This window comes from Paratissierella segnis (assembly GCF_014385195.1).
GTDB lineage: Bacteria > Bacillota > Clostridia > Tissierellales > Tissierellaceae > Paratissierella > Paratissierella segnis.
Map to the genome: position 1 here is coordinate 108,919 of NZ_JACRTG010000018.1, position 24,580 is coordinate 133,498.

The 24,580-nt window shown below is 34.8% G+C and carries 31 protein-coding genes and 1 other annotated feature; all 31 genes read left to right on the forward strand.

All coding sequences use genetic code 11. The annotated features are described in order from the left end of the window. The 31 genes from H8707_RS07620 to rpoC all read left to right on the forward strand — a co-directional run bounded on the left by H8707_RS07620 (position 1) and on the right by rpoC (position 24,517). Positions 1-255, forward strand: a complete 255-nt coding sequence (locus H8707_RS07620; protein ID WP_262429543.1) for a hypothetical protein — start codon at positions 1-3, stop codon at positions 253-255. Continuing rightward, positions 256-540 carry a head-tail connector protein gene (locus H8707_RS07625; protein WP_262429544.1) on the forward strand — a complete coding sequence of 95 codons (285 nt, stop codon included), beginning with the start codon at positions 256-258 and terminating at the stop codon, positions 538-540. It begins immediately after the preceding gene. After that, complete coding sequence (locus tag H8707_RS07630; RefSeq protein WP_262429545.1) at positions 537-851, forward strand: phage head closure protein; 315 nt, start codon at positions 537-539, stop codon at positions 849-851. Before H8707_RS07625 ends, H8707_RS07630 begins: the two co-directional genes overlap by 4 nt. Before the next feature lie 133 nt (positions 852-984). After that, entirely contained in the window at positions 985-1,449 is a 465-nt protein-coding gene (locus H8707_RS07635) for an HK97-gp10 family putative phage morphogenesis protein (RefSeq protein ID WP_262429546.1), read from the forward strand. Then, a complete protein-coding gene (locus H8707_RS07640) occupies positions 1,450-1,635 on the forward strand; it encodes a hypothetical protein (protein ID WP_262429547.1) in 186 nt (61 codons plus the stop codon). It begins immediately after the preceding gene. Then, positions 1,635-2,048 carry a tail completion protein gp17 gene (gene gp17 / locus H8707_RS07645; RefSeq protein ID WP_262429548.1) on the forward strand — a complete coding sequence of 138 codons (414 nt, stop codon included), beginning with the start codon at positions 1,635-1,637 and terminating at the stop codon, positions 2,046-2,048. Before H8707_RS07640 ends, gp17 begins: the two co-directional genes overlap by 1 nt. Continuing rightward, on the forward strand, positions 2,048-2,467 hold the full coding sequence (locus H8707_RS07650) for a phage tail tube protein (RefSeq protein WP_262429549.1): 420 nt from the start codon (positions 2,048-2,050) through the stop codon (positions 2,465-2,467). The genes gp17 and H8707_RS07650 overlap by 1 nt, the downstream gene beginning before the upstream one ends. Positions 2,468-2,598: 131 nt before the next feature. Next, positions 2,599-2,925, forward strand: coding sequence for a hypothetical protein (locus H8707_RS07655; protein WP_262429550.1), 327 nt, complete (start codon positions 2,599-2,601; stop codon positions 2,923-2,925). Between the two features lie 38 nt (positions 2,926-2,963). Further along, a complete protein-coding gene (locus tag H8707_RS07660) occupies positions 2,964-3,272 on the forward strand; it encodes a hypothetical protein (protein ID WP_262429551.1) in 309 nt (102 codons plus the stop codon). A 65-nt stretch (positions 3,273-3,337) separates the two neighbouring features. Next, a complete protein-coding gene (locus H8707_RS07665) occupies positions 3,338-3,655 on the forward strand; it encodes a hypothetical protein (protein WP_262429552.1) in 318 nt (105 codons plus the stop codon). A gap of 50 nt (positions 3,656-3,705) precedes the next feature. Beyond that, entirely contained in the window at positions 3,706-6,063 is a 2,358-nt protein-coding gene (locus tag H8707_RS07670) for a phage tail tape measure protein (RefSeq protein WP_262429553.1), read from the forward strand. 11 nt (positions 6,064-6,074) lie between these two features. After that, positions 6,075-6,419 carry a DUF6711 family protein gene (locus H8707_RS07675; protein ID WP_262429554.1) on the forward strand — a complete coding sequence of 115 codons (345 nt, stop codon included), beginning with the start codon at positions 6,075-6,077 and terminating at the stop codon, positions 6,417-6,419. Positions 6,420-6,427: 8 nt separating this feature from the next. Beyond that, on the forward strand, positions 6,428-7,996 hold the full coding sequence (locus H8707_RS07680; protein WP_262429555.1) for a hypothetical protein: 1,569 nt from the start codon (positions 6,428-6,430) through the stop codon (positions 7,994-7,996). Beyond that, complete coding sequence (locus H8707_RS07685) at positions 7,986-8,384, forward strand: hypothetical protein (RefSeq protein ID WP_262429556.1); 399 nt, start codon at positions 7,986-7,988, stop codon at positions 8,382-8,384. Before H8707_RS07680 ends, H8707_RS07685 begins: the two co-directional genes overlap by 11 nt. After that, positions 8,384-9,058 carry a hypothetical protein gene (locus tag H8707_RS07690; protein ID WP_262429557.1) on the forward strand — a complete coding sequence of 225 codons (675 nt, stop codon included), beginning with the start codon at positions 8,384-8,386 and terminating at the stop codon, positions 9,056-9,058. Before H8707_RS07685 ends, H8707_RS07690 begins: the two co-directional genes overlap by 1 nt. After that, positions 9,051-9,281: a hypothetical protein gene (locus H8707_RS07695; protein ID WP_262429558.1), complete on the forward strand. Its 231-nt coding sequence runs from the start codon at positions 9,051-9,053 to the stop codon at positions 9,279-9,281. Before H8707_RS07690 ends, H8707_RS07695 begins: the two co-directional genes overlap by 8 nt. A gap of 1 nt (position 9,282) precedes the next feature. Then, positions 9,283-9,471 (forward strand): hypothetical protein, encoded by a 189-nt coding sequence (locus H8707_RS07700; protein WP_262429559.1) that lies wholly within the window; start codon positions 9,283-9,285, stop codon positions 9,469-9,471. A 98-nt stretch (positions 9,472-9,569) separates the two neighbouring features. After that, on the forward strand, positions 9,570-9,803 hold the full coding sequence (locus H8707_RS07705) for a hypothetical protein (protein WP_262429560.1): 234 nt from the start codon (positions 9,570-9,572) through the stop codon (positions 9,801-9,803). After that, positions 9,800-10,576 carry a GH25 family lysozyme gene (locus tag H8707_RS07710; protein ID WP_262429561.1) on the forward strand — a complete coding sequence of 259 codons (777 nt, stop codon included), beginning with the start codon at positions 9,800-9,802 and terminating at the stop codon, positions 10,574-10,576. The genes H8707_RS07705 and H8707_RS07710 overlap by 4 nt, the downstream gene beginning before the upstream one ends. Continuing rightward, positions 10,569-10,844: a hypothetical protein gene (locus tag H8707_RS07715; RefSeq protein WP_262429562.1), complete on the forward strand. Its 276-nt coding sequence runs from the start codon at positions 10,569-10,571 to the stop codon at positions 10,842-10,844. The genes H8707_RS07710 and H8707_RS07715 overlap by 8 nt, the downstream gene beginning before the upstream one ends. Then, complete coding sequence (locus H8707_RS07720; RefSeq protein ID WP_262429563.1) at positions 10,822-11,145, forward strand: phage holin family protein; 324 nt, start codon at positions 10,822-10,824, stop codon at positions 11,143-11,145. Before H8707_RS07715 ends, H8707_RS07720 begins: the two co-directional genes overlap by 23 nt. Positions 11,146-11,934: 789 nt before the next feature. Then, entirely contained in the window at positions 11,935-13,128 is a 1,194-nt protein-coding gene (tuf, locus tag H8707_RS07725; RefSeq protein WP_262429564.1) for an elongation factor Tu, read from the forward strand. Positions 13,129-13,632: 504 nt separating this feature from the next. Next, positions 13,633-13,782 (forward strand): 50S ribosomal protein L33, encoded by a 150-nt coding sequence (gene rpmG, locus H8707_RS07730; RefSeq protein WP_262429565.1) that lies wholly within the window; start codon positions 13,633-13,635, stop codon positions 13,780-13,782. A 22-nt stretch (positions 13,783-13,804) separates the two neighbouring features. After that, on the forward strand, positions 13,805-14,008 hold the full coding sequence (secE, locus tag H8707_RS07735) for a preprotein translocase subunit SecE (protein WP_262429566.1): 204 nt from the start codon (positions 13,805-13,807) through the stop codon (positions 14,006-14,008). 37 nt (positions 14,009-14,045) lie between these two features. Next, positions 14,046-14,597 (forward strand): transcription termination/antitermination protein NusG, encoded by a 552-nt coding sequence (gene nusG, locus H8707_RS07740; protein ID WP_262429567.1) that lies wholly within the window; start codon positions 14,046-14,048, stop codon positions 14,595-14,597. 85 nt (positions 14,598-14,682) lie between these two features. Continuing rightward, positions 14,683-15,108: a 50S ribosomal protein L11 gene (gene rplK, locus H8707_RS07745; RefSeq protein WP_262429568.1), complete on the forward strand. Its 426-nt coding sequence runs from the start codon at positions 14,683-14,685 to the stop codon at positions 15,106-15,108. Positions 15,109-15,154: 46 nt separating this feature from the next. Then, positions 15,155-15,853 (forward strand): 50S ribosomal protein L1, encoded by a 699-nt coding sequence (gene rplA / locus H8707_RS07750; protein ID WP_262429569.1) that lies wholly within the window; start codon positions 15,155-15,157, stop codon positions 15,851-15,853. Positions 15,854-15,891: 38 nt separating this feature from the next. Continuing rightward, positions 15,892-16,026, forward strand: a sequence feature (ribosomal protein L10 leader region). A 17-nt stretch (positions 16,027-16,043) separates the two neighbouring features. Continuing rightward, a complete protein-coding gene (gene rplJ, locus H8707_RS07755) occupies positions 16,044-16,577 on the forward strand; it encodes a 50S ribosomal protein L10 (RefSeq protein WP_262429570.1) in 534 nt (177 codons plus the stop codon). A 31-nt stretch (positions 16,578-16,608) separates the two neighbouring features. Then, the gene (gene rplL, locus H8707_RS07760; RefSeq protein ID WP_262429571.1) at positions 16,609-16,992 is read left to right on the forward strand and encodes a 50S ribosomal protein L7/L12; all 384 of its coding nucleotides are present in this window, start codon (positions 16,609-16,611) and stop codon (positions 16,990-16,992) included. Positions 16,993-17,232: 240 nt separating this feature from the next. Beyond that, positions 17,233-20,952, forward strand: a complete 3,720-nt coding sequence (gene rpoB, locus H8707_RS07765; protein ID WP_262429572.1) for a DNA-directed RNA polymerase subunit beta — start codon at positions 17,233-17,235, stop codon at positions 20,950-20,952. 34 nt (positions 20,953-20,986) lie between these two features. Beyond that, positions 20,987-24,517, forward strand: a complete 3,531-nt coding sequence (rpoC, locus tag H8707_RS07770) for a DNA-directed RNA polymerase subunit beta' (RefSeq protein ID WP_262429573.1) — start codon at positions 20,987-20,989, stop codon at positions 24,515-24,517. The last annotated feature ends 63 nt before the right edge of the window (positions 24,518-24,580 follow it).

The window sequence follows — 24,580 nt, forward strand, 5'->3', positions numbered from 1 at the left end:
ATGTATAAGGTAATTAGAGAATTTCACGATAAGTATAACTTAAAAATAGTCTACAAAGTCGGAGATGAATTTTCTTCTAATGAGCCTGATAGGATAAAAGATTTAATTGATAGAGGATTGATTGAGGGTGACAAGCCCTTTTTTAACTCTATGACGAAAAAAGAGATTATGAAGGTATTGGAAGAAAGAAGTATAGAATACGATATGAAAGCAAGGAAAGATGATTTAATTGAACTGCTACAAGGCGGTGATTAGATGTTAAACGATATTAAAGATGCACTAAGAATTAATGGAGAAGATTTAAACAATGAAATTCTAGACTTAATTGGAAGTGCTAAAGCGGATTTAATATTATCAGGAGTTAATAAAGATAAAGTTATAGACACAGACCCATTAATTAAAAGAGCGGTAATACTTTATTGTAAAGCTAATTTTGGCTATGATGATGTAAAACTATCAGAGAGATTCGAACAGTCTTATATAAGTCTAAAACACCATTTAACACTATCGACTGAATATACAGTAGGTGATGTAATATGAGAGATTATAGACATAAGATAGACTTCTTACACTTAGTAAAAAAAAGAGATGAATTCGGAGAGTATATTGAAGATTGGGAAGTGTTCAAAGGCGGAATATGGGCGAGTAAAGACCCTTTATTAGGCAATGAATATTTTACAGCTTTGACTACAGATACAAAGGTAGAAGTAAAGTTTAATATGAGATATGTAGAAGGGATTACAAACTTAATGAGAATAAAACATAATGACGAAATATACGAGATACTATCCGCTATTAATGTAAAAAGTTTAAATAGAGAACTGCTTTGCTATTGTAGGTTGGTGAAATAAGATGAGTAAAAATAAAAAAACTAAATGGTATTGTGCCGATTGTGAGTATACAGAGATAAATAATAAGCAAATGGATGGCCTTCGTTGTCCTAAGTGTAATAGTAAGTTTTTTATTGGTAAGTTGGTGAAATAATTGGCTAAGGTAAGATTTAAAGTTGAGGGCATGAGAGAATTAGAACGTAGCCTTAAACAACTAGGTAAGGTACCTCAAAAACACGTAACAGCGAGTGCTAGAAAAGGTATGAACATAGCCTTAAAACAATCTAAAGCTAATGCGCCTGTTGATACTGGGATGCTTAAAAAGGGAATTGTGTCTAAAGGTGAAAGGTCAAGACAGAAAGGCAAGAAAGTATATAGAATAATGTTTGACTCTAGAATGAATGACATATTCCAAAAACCTAACAAGGAAGGCAAAATCACAGGCTATTATCCAATTTCACAAGAATATGGGTTCTTTGCTAAGAATGGTAGGTATATACCAGGTTATCGTTTTATAAGTGATAGTTTGACCGACAATGTAAATAAAATAGAAAAAACAATAGTAAGCGAAATGCAAAAGAAAATTGATGCTGAAATAGCGAAAGCGGGGTTGAGATAAATGGATAAAGAAACTGTAAAAAAGATACTGAATGATTTTATTGATTCTGTAGATGAAATACAAGATTTTTCTATAGCAAATGAAGTAGAAGAAATAGATAGGTCTACATTAGATGGAGAAAACATAATCAGAGTACCGACAGGCTTAACTAATATTTATATAACCACTTTTAAGGAGCTAAAATAATGGAATCTGCATTAAGGCAAGAATTAGAAACCAAAATTGAAGAGTTAAAACCAACCATAAATGATGATGGAACAGAGATAGGCTATGTATTCCCCACAAACGCACCAGAAGGGGTTACAAGACCTTATCTAGTTTACACGCGTATTAGCACCAAGAAGATAAAAACTCTCGAAGGAATGACGGGTAAAGAGTATCTTTCCTTCATGTTTAGCATTATGGCTACACGTTACGGAGATATGAAAAGAATTACTAAAAAAGTTGAAAAGTTATTAGAATCATTACCACATACCGCTATAAGTGGTTTTTTTATTGAAGATTTAGACATAAATAATATTCATGAAGTTTACGAACATGAATTAAAAGTAAATAGAGGGATAATAGATTTTACAATATATTTTGAGGAGGTAGAATGATGGGTGAAGCAACTAGAGCATTAGGAACGAAGTTGAGCAAAGGTGAAAAAGATATTTCTGGACTAACTTCCATTGGCGGAATAGAAATTACAGCCGACACCATAGATACAACTACTTTAGACAGTGATGGAGGATATAAAGAATCTATAGGTGGATTTAAAGATGCTGGTGAGGTTCCAATAGAAGGTTTTTTTAATCCTGACACAGAATCTGGGCAAGTAGCATTGCAGGATGCTTTAGATAGTGGATTAGCAGAAGATTATAAAATAACATTTCCTACCACACCACAAGCCGAATGGGCTTTTAAAGGGGTTGTAACAGGGTTTAAAGTAGGAGATGTAGATGTAGATGGGACTATAGGGTTTGGGGCTACAATAAAAGTATCAGGTAAACCAGTTTTAACAGTAACTACAGTATAGGGCTAGGATTATTCTTAGCCTTATTTTTATATAGGGGGATTTAATATGGCTAAAAAGCTATTATTACCTATAGTGAAATTACTAAACAAAATACTATTTAAGATAAATAAAAAACTGAAGGAGAGGTATAAATGAGTTATTATCCAATACAATTAGACAAAATTAGAAACTTAAAATATGGAATGGTAGCAATAGACCTGATTGAAAAGAAGTATAAGAAACCAATTATGGAAATAGAATCAATGCAGAATGGTAAATTGACAATGGAAGAATATGCATACGTTATATGGGCAGGGTTAGTACACGAAGATAAAAACCTTACACCTAAAAAGGTAATGGAATTAATAGATGAACATTCATCATTATTGGCGGTTACAAAAGAGTTCTGGAATGCTTTTAATGCAGTATTTACAGATGGTGAAGCCGAAGAAGTAGAGGAAGAAGGAAAAAACGAATAGAAGGTAGTGAGGTAGAGCCTTTTACAATTAAAAGTGCTATGAAACTTGCTGCCGAAATAGAATTACCGTTCTCGGAATTTTGGGAACTGACACCTTATGAATTTAATTTAAAAGTAGAAAGCTACTACAATAAAAAGGAAGAAAACTTCAAAGAAAAAATTACATTGGAGTATTGGAACGCAATGTGGACTATACAGTGGCTAGGAAAGAAATCAGACCGTCCAAAACCACTTAATGAAATATTGGATAATTTATATAAAGAAAATAAAGTCATGACAGATAAGCAAATGCTAAATCAAGTTATGGCATTAAATAGATTATTTGGTGGAGTTGTAGAACAAAAATAATCATCCTTGCAATCTTTGGCAATAATATATATTATAAAGGTAATATGTGCCAAGGGGGTATGATTATGGGATTGTATGGTTCACCGGATTTATCAAAAAAATATGGAGATATAGAAGAATACGAAAAACAGAAGAAGAAAAAGAGTATCAAAATAAGTATACAAGCTATTGTGTTAGTAGTGATGTATTTAATTTTAATAATTAACAATGATAATAAAATAGTAATGACAGCATCTTATGTCGGAGTACTATCAATGGTGTACTTTATAATTAATTTTATAATGATGATTTATAAACTAATAAAGAAACAAAGTGTAAACAAAGAAGTGATAAAAATATTAATATGTATAGCACTTTTTATAATAAGTGGCTTACTGATTTAGGCATCTACTAAAGTAGGTGCTTTTATTATGCCAAAAAGGCAGGTGAGAAAATGGCAAAAAATAATTTTATAGTTCGCGGTGGATTAGATGTAAGTAACATTAGTAAAGGATTAAAAGATACTGAAAAGCAGTTTAAGGGGTTTGAAGGTAGGATTAATAAGGCTTTCTCAGGTATAGCCGGAGGAATGGGGTTAAACTTAGGCAAGTTAAGTAAATTTGCATTAATCGGAATGGCTGCAAAGGAATTATATAAATTTGGCAAGGCATCTATAGAAGTAGCATCTGATTTAGTAGAAGTTCAAAACGTAGTTGATGTTACGTTTGGGTCTATGTCTCAGGAAGTAAATGATTTCGCTAGTAATTCTATAAAACAATTTGGGCTTAGTGAATTGGCGGCTAAAAAATATTCATCCACAATGGGTGCAATGTTAAAATCTAGCGGTATAAGAGGAAATGCAGTTACAGAGATGTCTATAGATTTAGCCAAGCTATCAACTGATATGGCAAGTTTCTATAATTTAAGCAACGATGTAGCATTTGAAAAGATTATGTCAGGTATGTCAGGTATGACACAACCTCTTAAAGAACTTGGTATCAATATGAATATCGCAAACCTTGAAAACTATGCAATGGCACAAGGGATTAGAAAGTCTTGGCAAGAAATGAATCAAGCAGAGCAGACAATGTTAAGATATAACTATTTGTTAAGTGTAACAGGCGATGCACAAGGTGACTTTGCTCGTAATAGTGGAAGCTGGGCTAATCAAGTCAAAATACTAAAAGAACAATGGCAAGAGTTTATGAGTCTAATAGGTAAGGCTTTAATAGAAATCCTATTACCTATTGTAAAAATAATAAATAAGGTATTAGAGGGATTAATCAATGTAACAAAAGAAATCGGTAAAATTTACACAATGATTACTGGCAAAGAGGTTGCAGTCGAAACAAATAACAATATAGGTGATGCGGCAATTGATGCAGCTGAGGGAGAAGAAGAATTAGCGGATGGAATTAAAAAGGCTGGAAAAGCAGCTAAAGGAGCTATAGCGTCATTTGATGAAATAAATCAGTTGCAAGATTCAATGGGGAACAGTGGAGGAGCTTTAGGGAATGCATTAGGAGCGATAGCTGGTGAATTCAATACTTCTATGTCTACTGTGCAAGTTGACAATGGATTAGAGGAATCAAAGTCAAAGTGGGAGAAATTCTTCATTTGGTTTGGTGATAAGTGGAATAGATTAGGACAAACTATGTCAGTGCCTTTAATGGTGCCAGCACCAATATTTGCAACTATACCAAGTCCTATATATAGACCTAACTGGGGGTTAACTCCTCCATTAATACCAAAGCCATTGTTTCAACCTATACCTAATCCAGTATACAATCCTAATTGGAATTTAGAATTACCTCCAATTCCACAAGTTGTGTTTAAGCCTATTGAATATACTGCATATGATTTTTCATTAGAAAACATAAAAACAAAAACATCAGAAGGATTAATTTGGTTGCAAGCAAAATATGGCGAGTTTTCAACTCAACTTAATCTAGGGTTAAGTAGTGCGTGGAACTCAATAGAAACGAACTACAATACACACAAAGAAAATATGGGAGTTATTGCAGCAGGCATATCGACAGTATTAGTCGCTAACATCAATCAAGGTTTGTCTAAACTGGGGATAAACACCAATCTTACAATAACTACTACACAAAACAATTGGCAGACTTGGGGTAGAAACCTTGGAGGAATAGCAATAGAAACTGCAAAAGCATTTTCTGCAAATATAGCTTCAGGATTTAAAACAACAGCATCTAATACAATCGCATTTGCTAATAATCAGCTAGAAAACTTAAAGTCATGGGGTAGTAGTGTATTAGAAATTGCAGCAGAGACTTCAAAAGGGTTTGTTGAAAATATGGTTAGTGGATTTGCAACGGTATGGAATAATTTCAAAAGCTTAATGTCGGCTATCGGAGAAAAAATATCTGGTACTTTTAAAGCTAATAAGGAAGTAATAGTAACAACTGCTATTATAGGTGGTGTTGTTTTAGCGGGGGCAGGACTTGCCTTAGCAGCACCGGCAGCAATACCTTATGTAGCTAGTGCGTTAGGAGGATTAGCTGCAATCCCAGCTCTTGCAAAAGGTGGAATAACTAATGGTCCTATGTTAGCAATGATAGGTGATAACCCTGGTGGTAAAGAGGTAGTATCACCTTTAGATGATTTAAAAGGCATGATAGTAGAAGCGGTAGGGACTGCTATACTAGGTACAAGTCAATTTAACTCTAATAGTAATGGTGGAGATATTATCCTTCAAGTAGATGGTACTACATTTGCAAGAATAATAAATCCTTATAATGCTAAAGAAAATGAACGTATAGGAAACAATGTAGTGATTCAAACAACATAGGAGGTGTAGGTATGATTAAAATAGATGGAGTAGTCATTCCTACTCCTAGTGATTATATAGTTGGCATCATGGATTTATCTAAGGCTGAAAGAAATGCAAGAGGTACAATGATAATTGAAAGAGTGACGACTAAAAGGAAGTTAGAATTAGCCTGGAAGTACCTATCTAAAGTACAATTAAGCGACTTATTCAATAGAGTTAGTCCTGTATTTTTTGAAGTAGAATATATAGATCCTCAAGACAACGGAATAAAATCAGGTACTTTTTATGCTGGAGACAGAAAAGCTGGAGCAATAGATTTTATAAATGGAAACATAAGATATAAAGATATATCGGTTAATTTAATTGAAAGGTAGGTGTGTATATGAGAGAAGTAAGTAATGAATATAAACAAGCTATATATGCACCTATACGAACTACTAAAGGTAGAGTAACCTTTGATATATCGGATGTAACTGCTAGAGGTGATGTTAACGATATATCTACCACTACAGAATCAATAATAAGTAATAAACAACAGTTAATTAATAAAAAAAGAGAACAAAGTCTTAATTTAGCAACATGGGAGCCTAACAGATTTAAACTTGATGGTAGCTTTGTATTCCCGGATGATGCTATAGGAAACAATGGAGAATTAGGGTTTGTAAGCGATAATCTATGTAATGAGAATGGAATATTTGAGTTAGAACCTACACTTATATTTACCTTTGGTGGTCCTCATTCAAGTATGGGTATTACTCTTACATTTGATGTGTTAAATGACGAATATGCAACAGAGTTTATTATTAATGCTTATGATAGCTCAAATAATTTAGTATTGTCAGAGCATGTTGTAGACAATGATTTAGTTCAAGTAGCTACAATAGGGCAATTTTATCAATATAAGAAAATAGAAGTTATTATTAAGAAGTGGTCTAAGCCTTATAGAAGAGCTAGGGTTGTAGAGGTTGATTTTGGGATAGTAAAGATATATACAGATAATAACTTAATAAAAATGGATTTGGTTGATGAAATGGATATTATAACAAAAACATTGCCTTCAGCAGAGTTTAAGTTTACTGCAGATAATGCAAATAAAGATTTTAATATACTTAATCCTGACGGATTTCACAAATTTCTTCAACAAAGGCAGAATGTAGTTCCTGAAATAGGTGTTTTGGTTGGAACAACTACAGAGTATATTCAACTAGGTAACTTCTACCTCATGGAATGGACAAGTGATGAAGGGAGTTTAACTGCTACATTTACAGCTAGAAACATTATAGACTTAATGAGTAGTTTTGATTATGAAAACTTAGTAGCAAAGAGTAACTATACACTATATCAAATGGCAGCTGACATATTTAATATATGTGGAATTACCAATTATGAAATAGATCTATCATTACAAAATATACAAACTAAAGGTTTGGTAAAGAAAACTAACTGTAGAAATGTACTGCAAATGATAGCAGTAGCTGGAATGTGTAATGTATATGTAACCCGGGATGATAATCTAATTTTAAAACAGTTATCATTCGGAAGTCCGGTAGACATTATAAGTATGGATAATATGTACAATGAACCTCAGATAGAACTTGATAAAATAGTTAAGGGTGTAGAGGTAGCTTATTATAGTGACATAAATACTAAGCAAGATGTGATTATAAATAATGCAGATAAGGGCGAGGTAATCAAAGTTGATAATGCATTAATCAATACTCAAGCACAGGCTACAAATGTAGCGAACTGGATACTAAATCAAAGAAACTATAGAGCAATATACACAGCTAATTGGAGAGGTAATCCAGCTCATGAGCTTAGTGATATTGTGACAATGGAAGATGCTTATAATCAGAATAGAGATGCTATAATCACTAAAATAGAATTAACTTATCAGGGATATTTAGAAGGTAAAACAGAGGCTAGGGGGTTGATTCTTAATGCTGATTAATCCTAAAACTAATTGGACAAGTAATGACTTCTACAATTTTGGAGATTTAAATAAGGTTGAGGTTAATATACAGATTGTAGCTAATTACCTTGAAAGTATAGGCTATAGCATCCCTTTAGAAGAGGTTGTAACCAATAGGGATATGTTTGATATAGATTTTATAAGCTCAATAAATAGGGTTGAAAGAAACCTAGATAGTATTAAATCTAATATGATAACTCCACCTAGTTATGAGGAAATGAAAGTTTGGACTAACAAGATGGGGTTTGATTTTAATGATGCCAACAGATATGAGAAGAATCTATTACTATTGCATAAATGGGCTCAACTTATTTATGAAAGTTATAAATATTGTGGTGAGTTTATTTGTGGAGAGGAAGTGATTTAATGGCTTATGAACCAACAATTTGGAAGGATAGAGCAGTAGAAAAACCTAAAACATATACGATACAAGACAATGGAGACGGAACTGTAACATTAATTCCTATGCCTGGGATTGTAACGGAAGAAGGCACTCCTGTTAATGCAAATAATTTGAATAAATTAGAGCAAGGTCTTAAGTCGCATGAGGCAGATTATGCGGCACACTGGAATAAAATAGACGAGGTAATACTATCCGCAGATGCAGTTCAGGTAGATTTAAACATGCCTAGTGATTACGATGAATTTAGAATAATATGTTCAAATTTAAAAGGTACTCACGCTAGTTTAAATGGTGCATTAATATTAAAAATCAATCAAAATGGAGTGGTAAAAGGCTATAAATCTACATCTGCCGGTGGTAATAGTGCAATCACCCAATTTAAAATGGATGATGTATTAGCCTCGCCTTCGTATACTAAAAATTCTCGGGTTAATTTGTTAGTATTTAACTCAAAAGATAATCTAGGGACTTTTGTCGATTGTGTTACAAGTATCGGAGCTTTACAAACTTTTAATAAGTATTATGCTCTTTCAAATTCATACGAAAAGATAAGCACAATTACTTTATTATCTGAACCATCTTATATACCTATTGTGGCAGGAGCAACTTTTGAGATATGGGGGCGAAAATATGAGTAATTATATAATAGATGAACAAGGCAAGAAAGAAGTTGAAGGTAATTTTGAAATCCTGTATGTAGGAAATGAATCGGCAGGATATAAGACACAAAGAGAATTAGAAGAACAACAAAAGTTGGAAGAAGATTTGTTCAACAGTATCCTTCCATCGGAAAAAGAAATCTTAATGGCAGAAATAGAACTTAACATTATTAATTTATTATTAGAAATGGAGGTAATTTAGTATGAACATTATACAGAACAGATTAGTTGATTCTTATGTAGTATTGGTACTTGCAAATATGGTTGATGAAACAAAAGGCATGCCTATCGCGGATGTACCTGAATACAAGAGGATAGGTATAGTTGATTATCCTATTAGAAGTGAAGTTGAAATTATTGTAGCAGAGAAGACTATTGAAGCGTTTAGTTAATGAACAATAGGTTTCTTATATGTAGTAATTGAATTTAGTTTAACACCTAGGAGGGTGTTTTTTTAATGCCCTTCTGGATAAATTGACGGAGGTGGAATATGACAAATGATATTATAGTAGCGATAATTGCACTATTAGGGACAGCTTTGGGGACAGGTGGAGGTATTCTAGCCTCTAGCAAGTTAACAAGTTTTAGACTAAAGAAGCTTGAAGATAAAGTTGATAAGCACAATAGTGTTATTGAAAGAACGTATATTTTAGAAGAAAAAATGAAAGTCGCTAATCATAGAATAGAAGATTTAGAAGAAGCCACAAAGGAGGTAAGAAAATGATTATTGATATATCACATCATCAAGATCCAAAAAGTATGAATTATGATAAGTTGGCCAAACAAGTTGACCTTGCAATCATCCGTACCCAATATGGCAGTAGAACATTAGACAGGCATTACAAAACTCATCATAGAGAGTTCCAAAAGAGAGGTGTTCCTACTGCATGTTATGCTTGGGTTCGTGGAGTATCCCTCAATGATATGAGGGTAGAGGCTAGAGATTTTTACAACAGGACTAAAGATCTAAACCCATGCTTTTGGTTTTTGGACGTAGAAGAAAAAAGCATGGGCAACATGAGAGCTGGAATATCCGCTTATGTGGACGAGCTCAGAAAACTTGGAGCAAAGAAGATAGGCATATATATAGCACATCACCTCTACAAGCAGTTCAATTTGAATTTATCAGAAGTGGATGCAGTATGGATCCCTAGATACGGAACCAACAATGGAAAACCACAAACAAAACCAGCGTATCCATGTGATATATGGCAATATACTTCCGTTGGTAGATTGCCTGGATATTCTGGAAACCTAGATCTAAATAAACTCACAGGAACAAAACCTTTGGAGTTCTTTACAGGGAAAGAAAAGAGGACAAGTACCGTGGATGTGCTAGTAAATGGCAAAAACATAAAGCTAAAAGGGTACTTAAAAAATGGAACAAATTATATGAAAGTTGGAGATCTAGATGTACCACTTCGAGATGTAGCGGAACTTTTAGGCTTTAAGGTCGGCTGGAATGACAAAACAAAGCAGGTGACCATAGATGGATAATATTAGCGAAAAGGATTTACAAGAACTACTAAAATTAAAGAAAAAACAAAAGAAAAAGGGTAGGTTCTCGAAGTTCGTAGTAACACTAGTAATTTTATTAAATGCAATCTTCACAACAGCGGTCTTATATATCTACCTGCAAGTAGGAAGTGAACCAGTAACACTTATAGGGGCCTGGTTTGCATTTACTACGGGGGAACTTTGGATGTTATCTAGTATAAAAAAGAAGAAAGTGAGGAATGAAGATGAATATAGAGATAATTATTAAAGTGGTGATACCTATTTTGGGTGCTATTATAACGTATATATTAGTGCCTTTAATTTTGCAAAAAACCACAAAAGAACAGAGAAATAATATTTATTTCTGGGTTAAAATAGCAGTAGGGGCGGCTGAACAAATATACGCAGAAAAAGGACAAGGGAAACTTAAAAAAGAATATGTTGTAGATTTTCTAACGTCTAAGGGAATAAATATAACTATACAGGAGTTGGATGTACTTATAGAGGCAGCAGTGAAGGAGTTAAATTTGATACAGCAAAATAATCCTCCTAAAGATGCCCTGGTGTGATGCCAGGGCTTTTTTATTTTTTGTATTATCATCCACAGGAACATATATTCTGCCTATTAGTCGGCTTGTACAGGCTGTTTAATGTACATACTAATATAATAGGTATGACAAAGCATAAAACCTCCTAAAAAGGCAAATAAAGGCTATTGACAAGGGAACATATGTTTACTATGATTATCTTGAGGTGATAACGTGAAAGCGATAGAAACCATAGTACATATTGATAAAGAAGGTAATATGTGACCATATAGATTTAGACTTACCGCAGAAGATGAAAGTTTAGTTGTAGTAAATATAAGTAGAGTATTATTTTGTGAGGAAGAAACAAAAGGAAGGTTAAAATATAGGTGTGAATGCGTTATACAAGATAGAAAGAGGTGTGTAGATATTTATTTTAAGAAGATGGATATGAGATGGTATTTGAAAGTATAAAAAAAGGACCTCAAAAGGTCCTCTACAAGTAAATAAATTTGAAAATATTGTTGAATATTATAAAACAAGATAGTATAATGTATGGGTACTATATATATACGTAACTAACGGGTAGCTAACAAAACAGGCTCAAATGCTTGCAAAATACATATTAGCGGTTTGCATGGTAAGCAAGAGGTCACCGGTTCGATTCCGATCGTGGGCTCCAAATTCAAATTTTATAATAAGGTGCAAAGAGTGCCTTGATGAAATTTTTGTAGGTTTTGTACTTATGCAAAACCCTTATAAACTCTTGCTACAAGATACACCCGGATGAGTTTTCTTATACTAATATTAATTTTTAAGGAGGATATAAAGATGGGAAAAGCAAAATTTGAAAGAACTAAACCTCATGTAAACATAGGAACCATAGGACATGTAGACCATGGTAAGACAACACTTACAGCAGCAATCACATTGGTATTGAACAAGAGATTTGGAACAGGTGAATTTATAGACTATGCACATATAGACAAAGCACCTGAAGAAAGAGAAAGAGGAATAACAATATCCACATCTCACGTAGAATATGAAACAGCAAAACGTCACTATGCACACGTAGACTGTCCGGGACATGCTGACTATGTAAAGAACATGATAACAGGAGCAGCACAAATGGATGGAGCAATCCTAGTAGTATCAGCAGCAGACGGACCAATGCCGCAAACAAGAGAACATATTCTATTATCAAGAAACGTAGGAGTACCAAAGATAGTAGTATTCTTAAACAAAGAAGATCAAGTAGATGACCCAGAATTAATTGAACTAGTAGAAATGGAAGTAAGAGAACTGCTATCAGAATATGACTTTGACGGAGACAATACACCAATCGTAGTAGGATCAGCATTAAAAGCATTAGAAGATCCAGACGGACCATGGGGAGACAAAATAGTAGAACTAATGGACGAAGTAGACGAATATATACCGGAACCAAAAAGAGACACAGACAAACCGTTCCTAATGCCAGTAGAAGACGTATTTTCAATCACAGGAAGAGGAACAGTAGCAACAGGAAGAGTAGAAAGAGGAGTAGTAAAATCAGGAGATTCGGTAGAAATCGTAGGATTAGCCGACGAAGCAAGAACAGTAGTAATAACAGGAGTAGAAATGTTTAGGAAACTCCTAGACGAAGCACAAGCAGGAGACAACATAGGAGTATTGCTAAGAGGAGTACAAAGGAATGAAATAGAAAGAGGTCAAGTATTAGCGAAACCGAAATCAATCCACCCTCATACAAAATACGAAGCAGAAGTATATGTACTAACAAAAGAAGAGGGAGGAAGACATACACCATTCTTTAACGGTTATAGACCACAATTCTATTTTAGAACAACCGACGTAACAGGAGACATAAGATTAGAAGAAGGCGTAGAGATGGTAATGCCGGGAGATAATGCAAAATTTACTATAGAACTGATCACACCGATAGCAATAGAAGAAGGCTTAAGGTTTTCAATACGAGAAGGTGGAAGGACAGTAGGATCAGGAGTAGTAACAAAGATAATTGAATAAGAAAGGGGAGGGGGACCTCCTTTTTTTTATCAATTCACAATTGAAAAGACAGTGAAGAGTTAAGAACTAAGAGTGAAGAGTTGAAAAACAAAAAAAGATAAGTAGAAGGTAAAAGGTAAAAGGTAAAAACATAGTGAATAACTAACAGTGAATAGCGAATAACACCGAAGGTGTCATTCTGAACGCTAGAGAAGAATCCCATAGTATTTTAGAATATCAATAATAGAGATCTTTAGATTTGCTCGGTAGAGATCTTTAGATTTATGCTCAGGTACCATAGGATGACAATAGCAGTGATTATTCTGCATAAGATGGATCATAGATCTTAGTTCTCATCGTTTTTTAATTGTGAATTGTGAACTGCTGAATTGTGAATTGAAAGTAATTGTGAACTGAAATATATTGACATTGAAAAATTTTTGTGATAGTTTATATTAGTAGCGTTATTGAGACTCAGAAAATAGGATAAGATTTTATATAGATGCATTGGTAGGAGGTGTTTTAATGAGAGATAAAGTTATATTAGCTTGTACAGATTGTAAACAAAGAAATTATACTACTAAAAAGAATAAGAAGAATACTACTGAAAGATTGGAATTAAAAAAATATTGTAAATTCTGTAAGGCTCATACTACGCATAGGGAAACAAAATAATGTAGATTAAGGATGTGAAATCATGGCAACTCAAGCTGCTAATAAGGGCAAAATAAAGTCTTATTTCAAAGGCGTAAGAGCAGAAATGAAAAAGGTAATTTGGCCAACTAAAAAACAATTAGTTAATTATACCCTGGTAGTAATTGCTATGAGCGCGGTTATTGCTGTATTGGTTTATCTTTTAGACCTGGGAATACATGGTATATTATCGTTATTTATAAAGTAACACAAGGGAGGGAAGGGACGAGATAAGTCCCTAGCATATGACGGATAGGGATATAAATAGAGAAAAAAGAGCTAAAGATGCTAAATGGTATGTAGTTCATACTTATTCAGGGCATGAAAATAAAGTTAAAGCTAACCTTGAAAAAATGGTGGAAAACAGGGGAATGATAGATGATATATTTGAAGTAGCAGTGCCTACGGAAGAATATACGGATATAAAATCTGGCAAAAGACAAGTTAAAGAAAGAAAACTATTTCCGGGATATGTCCTTGTAAAGATGATTATTAATGATGAATCTTGGTATCTTGTAAGAAATACCAGAGGAGTAACAGGGTTTGTAGGACCGGCATCTAAACCAGTACCTCTTACCAATGAAGAAGTTAGGGCTTTAGGAGTTCAAGAATCCGTATTGCCAACAGTTGACTTTAAGGTAAAGGATGTTATCAAAGTAACATCCGGTCCTTTTGAGAATTTTATGGGCACTATAGATAGCTTAAATATAGAAAAAAGGAAGGTTAAAGTTTTTGTTTCCATGTTTGGCAGAGAAACTTTAGTTGAATTAGATTTTGAGCAAGTAGAAAAGATTTAAGTTTATTAAGCAATTAGCTTTTTAAATAGATTTAAGTGGGAGGGTTTATCCCGCAAAACCACAACGTATATAGGAGGTGGAATTTATGGCAAAAAAAGTCATAGCTTTAGTTAAATTACAAATTCCAGCTGGTAAAGCTACTCCAGCGCCACCTGTAGGTACAGCATTAGGACCACATGGAGTTAATATCATGCAATTTACTAAGGAGTTCAATGCAAAGACTGCAGATCAAGCAGGAATGATTATACCAGTTGTTCTTACAGTATATCAAGATAGATCATTTACTTTTATTACAAAGACACCGCCAGTGCCGGTATTGATTAAAAAGGCTGTAGGAATAGAATCAGGCTCTAAAGAACCAAATAAGACAAAAGTTGCAAAGCTATCTCAAGCAAAGCTTAAAGAAATAGCTGAATTAAAAATGCCGGACTTAAATGCCGGTTCAGTTGAAGCTGCAATGAGCATGGTTGCAGGGACAGCTAGAAGTATGGGAGTTGAAGTAGAACGATAGTTTAGTGGGAGAATATTTCGTTAATACCACAGGGAGGTAAATGTAAATGCCAAAAAGAGGTAAAAATTATAAAGAAAGTATGAAGATAGTTGATAGAAATAATCTATATGACTTAGGTGAAGCTATTGAATTAGTTCAAAAAACCGCTAAAGCCAAATTTGATGAAACTATAGAATTATCAGTTAGACTTGGAGTAGATCCAAGACATGCCGATCAACAAGTAAGGGGAGCTGTAGTATTACCACACGGCACCGGCAAGACTAGAAAAGTATTGGTTATTGCTAAAGGCGACAAACAAAAAGAAGCTGAACAAGCGGGAGCAGATTATGTTGGAGCAGATGAAATGGTCGCTAGGATACAGAATGAAGGTTGGATGGATTTTGATGTTGTAGTTGCTACTCCGGATATGATGGGTGTAGTAGGTAGAATAGGTAGAATACTTGGACCTAAAGGATTAATGCCTAATCCAAAATCGGGTACTGTAACCTTTGAAGTTGAAAAAGCAGTAAAAGAAATCAAAGCAGGTAAGGTTGAATATAGAGTAGATAAAGCGAGTATAGTTCACGTTATGATTGGTAAAGCGTCTTTTGGTACTGAAAAATTAACCGAAAATTTTAATACGTTGATGGATGCTTTAATAAAAGCTAAACCTGCATCATCAAAGGGCAGGTACTTAAGATCAGTTGTTATGTCAAGTACAATGGGTCCCGGAATTAAAATCAATCCGGCAAAATTAGTTGATTAATTTATTGACATTATAGATAATTACTGTTAAAATATTTTATGTTAATTAAATAGGAACCGTAGACAGTAGGAACCTAAAGGTTTAAATTACCTACCGAGGTGAGATTAAAACTAATTATTAAATTGGAATTAGGGTCTCTTATGTCTACGTAAGAGACCTTTATTTATGGAAATCCGGGAGGTGAATTACAGTGAAAGATGAAACGCTTCAAGCAAAGAGTGCTATAATTGAAGAGATTAAAGAGAAGATAGATAATGCGGAATCAATTATTTTAGTGGATTATAGAGGATTAAACGTAGCTCAGCTAACCGATTTAAGAAGCCAATATAGAAACAGCGGCGTTGAGTATAAAGTTTATAAGAATTCAATGATGAGATTTGCATTTAAAAATGCAGGCATGGAAGAGTTCAATGAATTTCTAAAAGGGCCGTCAGCTATTGCTTTTAGTTACGATGATCCGGTGTCAGCTGCAAAAGTTACGTCAGAATTTGCAAAGACGAATGACAAATTAGAAATCAAAGCCGGTATTGTAGACGGAAAAATAATTGATTTAGATGGTATCAAGAACTTAGCTGAGTTACCACCAAGAGAAGTTCTTATTGCTCAGGCACTTGGAGGATTAAATGCTCCAATTCAAGGATTTGCAAATGTACTACAAGGTACAATAAGAGGTTTGGCTATAGTATTAAATAGAATAGCTGAAGAAAAGGAAAAAACAGCATAAAAATAAGAAAATATTTCGGAGGGATATATAAATGGCAAGTGAAAAAGTATTAAATTTAATTGAAGAAGTTAAAAATCTTACAGTATTAGAATTATCAGAATTAGTAAAAGCTTTAGAAGAAGAATTTGGGGTAAGCGCAGCAGCTCCAATGGCAGTTGCAGCAGCTCCTCAAGCAGCAGCGGCAGCTCCTGCAGCTGAAGAGAAAACTGAGTTTGATGTTGTATTAGCTTCAGTTGGCGCTGAAAAGATTAAAGTTATTAAAGTAGTAAGAGAGTTAACAGGTTTAGGATTAAAAGAAGCTAAAGAATTAGTAGACAATGCTCCAAAGGCAGTTAAAGAAGGTGCTTCAAAAGACGAAGCTGACCAAATAAAAGCTAAATTAGAAGAAGTAGGAGCTCAAGTAGAAGTAAAATAGTTAAATTAAAAAGGCTTTCGTAAGACGAAGGCTTTTTTTATTCCATAATTTTTAAATTTTCGTTGACAGGGTTGTTTACATATGATAGTATAATATATTGCATAATAATGATTATAATGGTCTTTTTGTATAAAGAATTACATATAAGGCAATATTATAATAATGTAAATTTAGTTTTCATGTTATTACCAAAAGTATATACTTTTGGATATTTTAGTTTAATAAGGGGTGAATTTTTTTATGGTACATCCTGTGACATTAGGCAAGCGGGTCAGAATGAGTTATTCCCGTATAGATGAGGTGATTGATTTACCTGATCTAATAGAAGTTCAAAAATCTTCATTTGAGTGGTTTATCAAGGAAGGGTTGAAGGAAGTCTTTGAGGATATTTCTCCTATACAAGATTATACCGGAAATTTGATTCTAGAGTTTGTCGATTATCATATTGGGGATAACTTAAAATATGATGAGGATGAGGCTAGAGAAAGAGATGCATATTATTCGGCACCATTAAAAGTGAAGGTAAGGTTAATCAACAAGGAAACAGGTGAAGTAAAAGAGCAGGAAGTTTTCATGGGCGATATGCCATTGATGACTGACAAAGGTACTTTTATTATTAACGGAGCAGAAAGAGTTGTAGTCAGTCAGCTGGTGAGGTCTCCGGGGGTGTATTTTGCAGAGGAGATTGACAAAACCGGTAAGAAGTTATATTTCTCAACGCTTATACCCAATAGAGGAGCTTGGTTAGAATATGAGTCTGACTCAAATGACATCGTATATGTTAGAATTGACAGAACAAGAAAAGTACCTATAACGACATTGCTTAGGGCTTTAGGTATTGTATCCAATAGTGAGATTGTTGAGGTTTTAGGTGAAACTGAGCAATTGCTTAGAACCTTTGAGAAAGATAATACTACTACTGAAGAAGAAGCACTTGTTGAAATCTATAAAAGACTTAGACCAGGTGAACCGCCGACTGTAGATAGTGCTCGAACGTTATTAAATAATTTGTTTTTTGACCCGAGAAGATATGACTTGGCGAAGGTTGGCAGATATAAATTCAACAAAAAATTATCCCTTTATAATAGAATTTATGGAAAAAGAGCAGCTGAAGACATAATAAATCCTGAAACAGGTGAACTTTTTGTAGCTCATGGAGAAAAGATCACTAGGGATAAGGCTATTGAAATAGAAAATTGCGGTATAAATTCTGTAAATATTCTATTGGAAGATGGCAAAAGCATCCGAGTTGTAGGAAACAATTTTGTAAATGGTGAGTCGTTAAATCTACCATTTTCATTAGAAGAATTAGGTTTAAAAGAAAAAATATATTATCCTTTACTGAAAGAACTTGTAGATCTCTATGACGATCCTGAACAATTAAAAGAAGCTGTTAAAGAGAGAGTAAAAGATTTATCTCCTAAACATATATTAACTGACGATATAGTAGCTAGTATGAATTATGAATTTAATTTATTTTTTGGAATAGGGAAGACTGACGATATTGATCATCTGGGCAATAGGCGTTTGAGATCTGTTGGGGAGCTGTTGCAAAATCAATTTAGAATCGGCCTATCACGTATGGAAAGAGTTGTAAGGGAAAGAATGACGATTCAAGATATTGATGTTGCAACACCGCAAGCACTGATAAACATAAGACCTGTAGTTGCTTCAATTAAGGAATTTTTCGGTAGCAGCCAGTTGTCTCAATTTATGGATCAAACAAATCCGTTAGCTGAATTAACTCATAAGAGAAGAATGTCTGCGCTGGGACCGGGAGGTTTAAGCAGAGATAGGGCAGGAGTTGAGGTTAGAGATGTTAACAACTCTCACTATGGAAGAATGTGTCCGATAGAAACCCCAGAAGGTCCGAATATCGGTCTTATAACTTCTCTTGCAACCTATGCGCGAATCAATGAATATGGTTTTATTGAAGCTCCATATAGAAAAGTAATCAAGGGAGCCGGGATAGTAACGAATGAAATTCATTATTTAACTGCAGATGTGGAAGACGAATTTGTTATTGCCCAATCTAACGAGAGATTAAATGAAAACAATGAGTTTATAAATAAGAGGGTTGTGGCAAGGGGTAAAGGCGGTAATGCAGATATCTACGCAAGTACGGAAGTAGATTATATGGATGTATCTCCAAAACAAATAGTCTCCGTGGGTACAGCGATGATTCCATTTTTGGAAAACGATGATGCCAATAGAGCGCTTATGGGAGCTAATATGCAGCGCCAAGCTGTACCGCTACTAAAATCAGAGGCGCCTATTATAGGCACAGGTATTGAGTATAAGGCCGCTAAGGATTCGGGAGTAGTAGTTGTTTCCAAAAATTCAGGGGTAGTGGAAAAAGTTAGTTCAAGTGAGATAATTATTCGCAGAGAAAAAGATAATCAGCTAGATAGATATAAATTGCTTAAGTTCAAAAGATCAAATCAAGGTACAACAATCAATCAAAGACCTATTGTAAAAGAAGGTGAAAAGATTGAAGCGGATCAGATAATAGCTGACGGTCCAAGTACTGATTTGGGTGAAATAGCATTGGGCAAAAACGTACTTATAGCCTTTATGACATGGGAAGGATATAATTATGAAGATGCCATTTTAATAAATGAAAAATTGGTTATGGAGGATACTTTAACTTCTGTTCATATTGAAGAATATGAGTCGGAGGCTAGAGACACTAAGCTTGGACCGGAGGAAATTACTAGAGATATACCAAATGTTGGAGACGACATGCTTAAGGACTTGGATGACAGAGGCATAATACGTATAGGCGCTGAAGTTAAATCCGGGGATATTTTGGTAGGCAAAGTAACGCCAAAAGGTGAAACTGAGCTCACGGCTGAGGAAAGACTGTTAAGAGCTATTTTCGGGGAAAAGGCTAGGGAAGTAAGGGATACTTCACTACGTGTTCCTCATGGAGAAGCCGGCATAATACTTGATGTAAAGATTTATTCCAGAGAAAATTCAGATGAATTGCCACCTGGAGTAAATCAGATGGTTAGAGTTTTTGTAGCAACTAAGAGGAAAATAAATGTTGGGGACAAGATGTGTGGCCGCCATGGTAATAAGGGTGTTATTTCCAGAATTCTTCCGGAAGAGGATATGCCGTATTTGCCAGATGGTACTCCAATTCAGATTGTACTCAATCCTTTAGGGGTTCCCTCTCGTATGAATTTGGGGCAGGTATTGGAAGTCCACTTGGGATTAGCAGCTAAAAAATTAGGGTGGTACGTTGCGACTCCTGTATTTGATGGAGCTAACGAAGAGGATATATGGGAAGCATTAAAAGAAGCAGGGTATCCTCAATCAGGTAAGATTCAGCTTAGAGATGGAAGAACGGGTGATTATTTCAAAAATCCGGTTACCGTTGGATATATGTATATGCTGAAGCTTCATCATTTAGTTGACGATAAAATACATGCAAGATCTACAGGACCATATTCCTTAGTTACTCAACAACCGTTAGGAGGTAAAGCACAATTTGGAGGTCAAAGGTTTGGAGAGATGGAAGTTTGGGCATTAGAGGCATATGGAGCTTCACATACACTTCAAGAAATATTGACAGTTAAATCTGACGATATAGTGGGTAGAGTAAAGACATATGAAGCTATAGTAAAAGGAGAGAATATTCCGGAGCCTGGAATACCCGAATCATTCAAAGTATTGATTAAAGAATTACAGAGTTTGGCCTTGGACGTTAAGGTATTGACAGAGGATGATGGGGAAATTGAAATTAAAGAATCATTAGATGATGATTTGTCGGATTTAGAGCTGATTGGTGAAGATTTATCCCAAGACAGTGTATTCGAAGATGAGGACGATGAAGAAGACAAAAAAGCTGATAAGCATATAAGCCAAGGGGTTCCATCAGGATTTATACTGGAGGAAGGCTCGGAAGATGACGATGATACAGACAATGACGACTTTGATGATGTAGATTTTGATTAATATTTTACTAAATTATAGAAAGGAGAGAGACTCCTTGTTTGAATTAAATAATTTTGATTCAATAAAGATAGGGCTTGCTTCACCTGAAAAAATAAGACAATGGTCAAAAGGCGAGGTGAAAAAGCCGGAGACAATAAATTATAGAACGTTAAAACCAGAAAAAGAAGGTCTCTTTTGTGAAAAGATATTTGGACCGACTAAAGACTGGGAATGTCATTGTGGTAAATACAAAAGGGTAAGATATAAAGGCGTAGTATGTGATCGATGTGGTGTAGAGGTCACAAAATCTAAAGTTCGTAGAGAAAGAATGGGACATATCGAATTGGCTGCTCCTGTTTCGCATATTTGGTATTTCAAAGGGATACCGTCAAGAATGGGTCTTATTCTTGATATGAGCCCAAGAGCATTGGAAAAGGTATTGTATTTTGCATCGTATATAGTAATAGATTCGGGCAATACGTCTCTATATGAGAAGCAACTTTTGACTGAAGCTGAATACAGAGATGCATATGATAAGTATCACAATCAATTTAAAGCTATGATGGGAGCAGAAGCAATAAAAGAACTTTTACAAAGAATTGATTTGGAAAGTGAATCTATAGATTTAAAGGGGCAATTAAAAGATGCAACGGGACAAAAGAAAATTAGAATTACCAGAAGGCTTGAAGTAGTTGAAGCTTTTAGAAAATCCGGTAATAGACCTGAATGGATGATACTGGATGTAATCCCTGTTATCCCACCGGATTTAAGACCTATGGTTCAATTGGACGGTGGAAGATTTGCAACATCTGATTTGAATGATTTATATAGAAGGGTTATAAATAGAAATAATAGATTAAAGAGATTATTGGACTTAGGTGCTCCGGATATTATAGTTAGAAATGAAAAGAGAATGCTTCAAGAAGCTGTGGATGCACTTATAGATAATGGCAGAAGAGGAAGACCGGTTACCGGACCTGGGAATAGACCATTAAAGTCACTTTCCGACATGCTTAAGGGAAAACAAGGTAGGTTTAGACAAAATCTTCTTGGGAAAAGAGTTGACTATTCAGGACGTTCTGTAATTGTTGTAGGACCGGAGCTTAAATTCTATCAATGCGGACTTCCTAAAAAAATGGCACTGGAGCTATTTAAACCTTTTGTTATGAAAAAGTTGGTTGAAGAAGGTCATGCACATAATATTAAAAGTGCAAAAAGAATGGTAGAGCGCGTTAAACCACAGGTGTGGGATGTACTTGATGATGTTATAAAGGATCACCCCGTACTTTTGAATAGAGCACCTACACTTCATAGACTTGGGATTCAGGCTTTTGAGCCGGTCTTGGTTGAAGGAAAAGCTATAAAACTGCATCCCCTCGTATGTACAGCATACAATGCTGACTTTGATGGTGACCAAATGGCTGTGCATGTGCCATTATCAACAGAAGCGCAAGCTGAAGCTAGATTATTGATGTTATCAACAAATAATATCTTAGCTCCTAAAGATGGAAGACCTATTACAACCCCGACACAAGATATGGTATTAGGAAGTTATTATTTAACGGTTGAAAGAGGCAGTGAATTAGGGGAAGGAAAAATTTTTAAGGACTTTGATGAAATGCTGCATGCTTTTTACAACGGTGATGTAGGCATTCATGCTAATGTAAAAGTCAGAGTACAACTTTCTTCTGATGATAAGGGTCAACTTGTTGAAAGCACAGTTGGAAGGTTCATATTCAATGAACATGTACCTCAAGACTTGGGATTTGTAGACAGAAGCAAGGATCAATATAGTCTTGAAGTTGACAGAGTAGTCGATAAGAAGTTTTTAGGAGTTATCATTGAAAAGTGTTTTAGAAAACATGGGAACATAGTTACAGCAACGCTATTAGACCATATAAAGGAAACTGGATTTAAATATTCAACAATTGGTGCAATTTCAATATCTATAGAAGATGTTGTTGTACCTGAAGAAAAGGAAGTATTAATTAATAAAGCAGAACAGGAAGTAGATAAGTTCGAGAGGTCATATCGTCGTGGACTTATTTCCGATGAGGAAAGATATGAGAAGGTAATAGAAATTTGGAATAGAACTACAGACGAGGTAACTGATGCATTGATGAATGGACTGGATCCGATGAACAATATTTATATCATGGCACTTTCAGGAGCCAGAGGTAGTAAAAATCAAATTCGTCAATTGGCTGGTATGAGAGGGCTCATGGCAAGTGCATCAGGTAGAACAATTGAAATACCAATCAAATCAAATTTCAGAGAAGGTCTGTCAGTACTTGAGTTTTTTATTTCAACTCATGGATCCAGAAAAGGACTTGCAGATACTGCCCTAAGAACTGCTGACTCCGGTTACTTGACCAGAAGATTGGTTGACGTAAGTCAGGATGTTATTGTAAGGGAAGTAGATTGCGGGACTGATCAATATCTAACTGTTAGAGCTTTTAAAGATGGTAAAGAAGTAATTGAAGATTTGAAAGATAGATTAGAAGGAAGATATTCATTTGAAGATATAGTGGATCCTAAGACAGGAGAAATACTTGTCAAGGCTAATGAAATGATTTCGGAGGAAATGGCTGAAAGAATTGAGAAGGTTGGGATAAATGAAGTTAAAGTGCGTTCAGTCTTAACATGTAAGGCTAAATTTGGTGTTTGCGCTCATTGTTATGGAAAGAATTTAGCTACCGGGCAACCTGTGAATATAGGAGAATCGGTAGGAATAATAGCTGCTCAATCAATAGGTGAACCCGGAACACAGCTTACAATGAGAACTTTCCACACTGGTGGAGTTGCAGCGGCTGAAGATATTACTCAAGGGTTGCCTAGAGTTGAAGAGTTGTTTGAAGCTAGAAAACCAAAGGGTTTAGCTATAATTTCTGAAATTGCAGGAGAAGCAAGCATAAACGAAAATAAGAGAAAAAAAGAAGTAGTTATTACATCTGATAAGGGTGAAACCGTCACTTACAATATCGTTTATGGCTCAAGGCTTAAAGTAAGACCCGGTGATATAATAGAAGCTGGGGATGAACTTACAGAAGGCTCTGTAAATCCGCATGATATCTTGAAGATTAAGGGAATTCAGGGAGTACAAAATTATTTGGTGAAAGAAGTGCAAAGAGTATATAGACTACAAGGTGTAGATATCAATGATAAGCATATTGAAATTATAGTAAAACAGATGCTGTCTAAGGTTAAGGTAGAGGATGCGGGAGATACAGATATGCTACCTGGTAGTTTAGCGAACTTGCATGATTTTGAAGAACAAAATGAATCCACTATAGCTCAAGGCGGAAGTCCTGCTGTAGGGAAAAGGGCATTGCTTGGAATTACAAAAGCTTCTTTAGCTACAGACTCATTCCTGTCAGCTGCTTCATTCCAAGAAACTACAAGAGTATTAACCGAAGCTGCTATCAAGGGTAAAGAAGATCATCTATTGGGGCTAAAGGAAAATGTCATAATAGGTAAATTAATCCCTGCAGGCACAGGAATGAGAAGATATAAAAATGTTTCTATAAAAACAGATGAAAATTTACAATTACTTGAGGAGAATGATATTGACAGTGAAATTCTATAATGGTAAAATGTTATAGTGTGTAAACTTGAAGTTAGCTCTTGATAACAATAAAGATTATGTGGG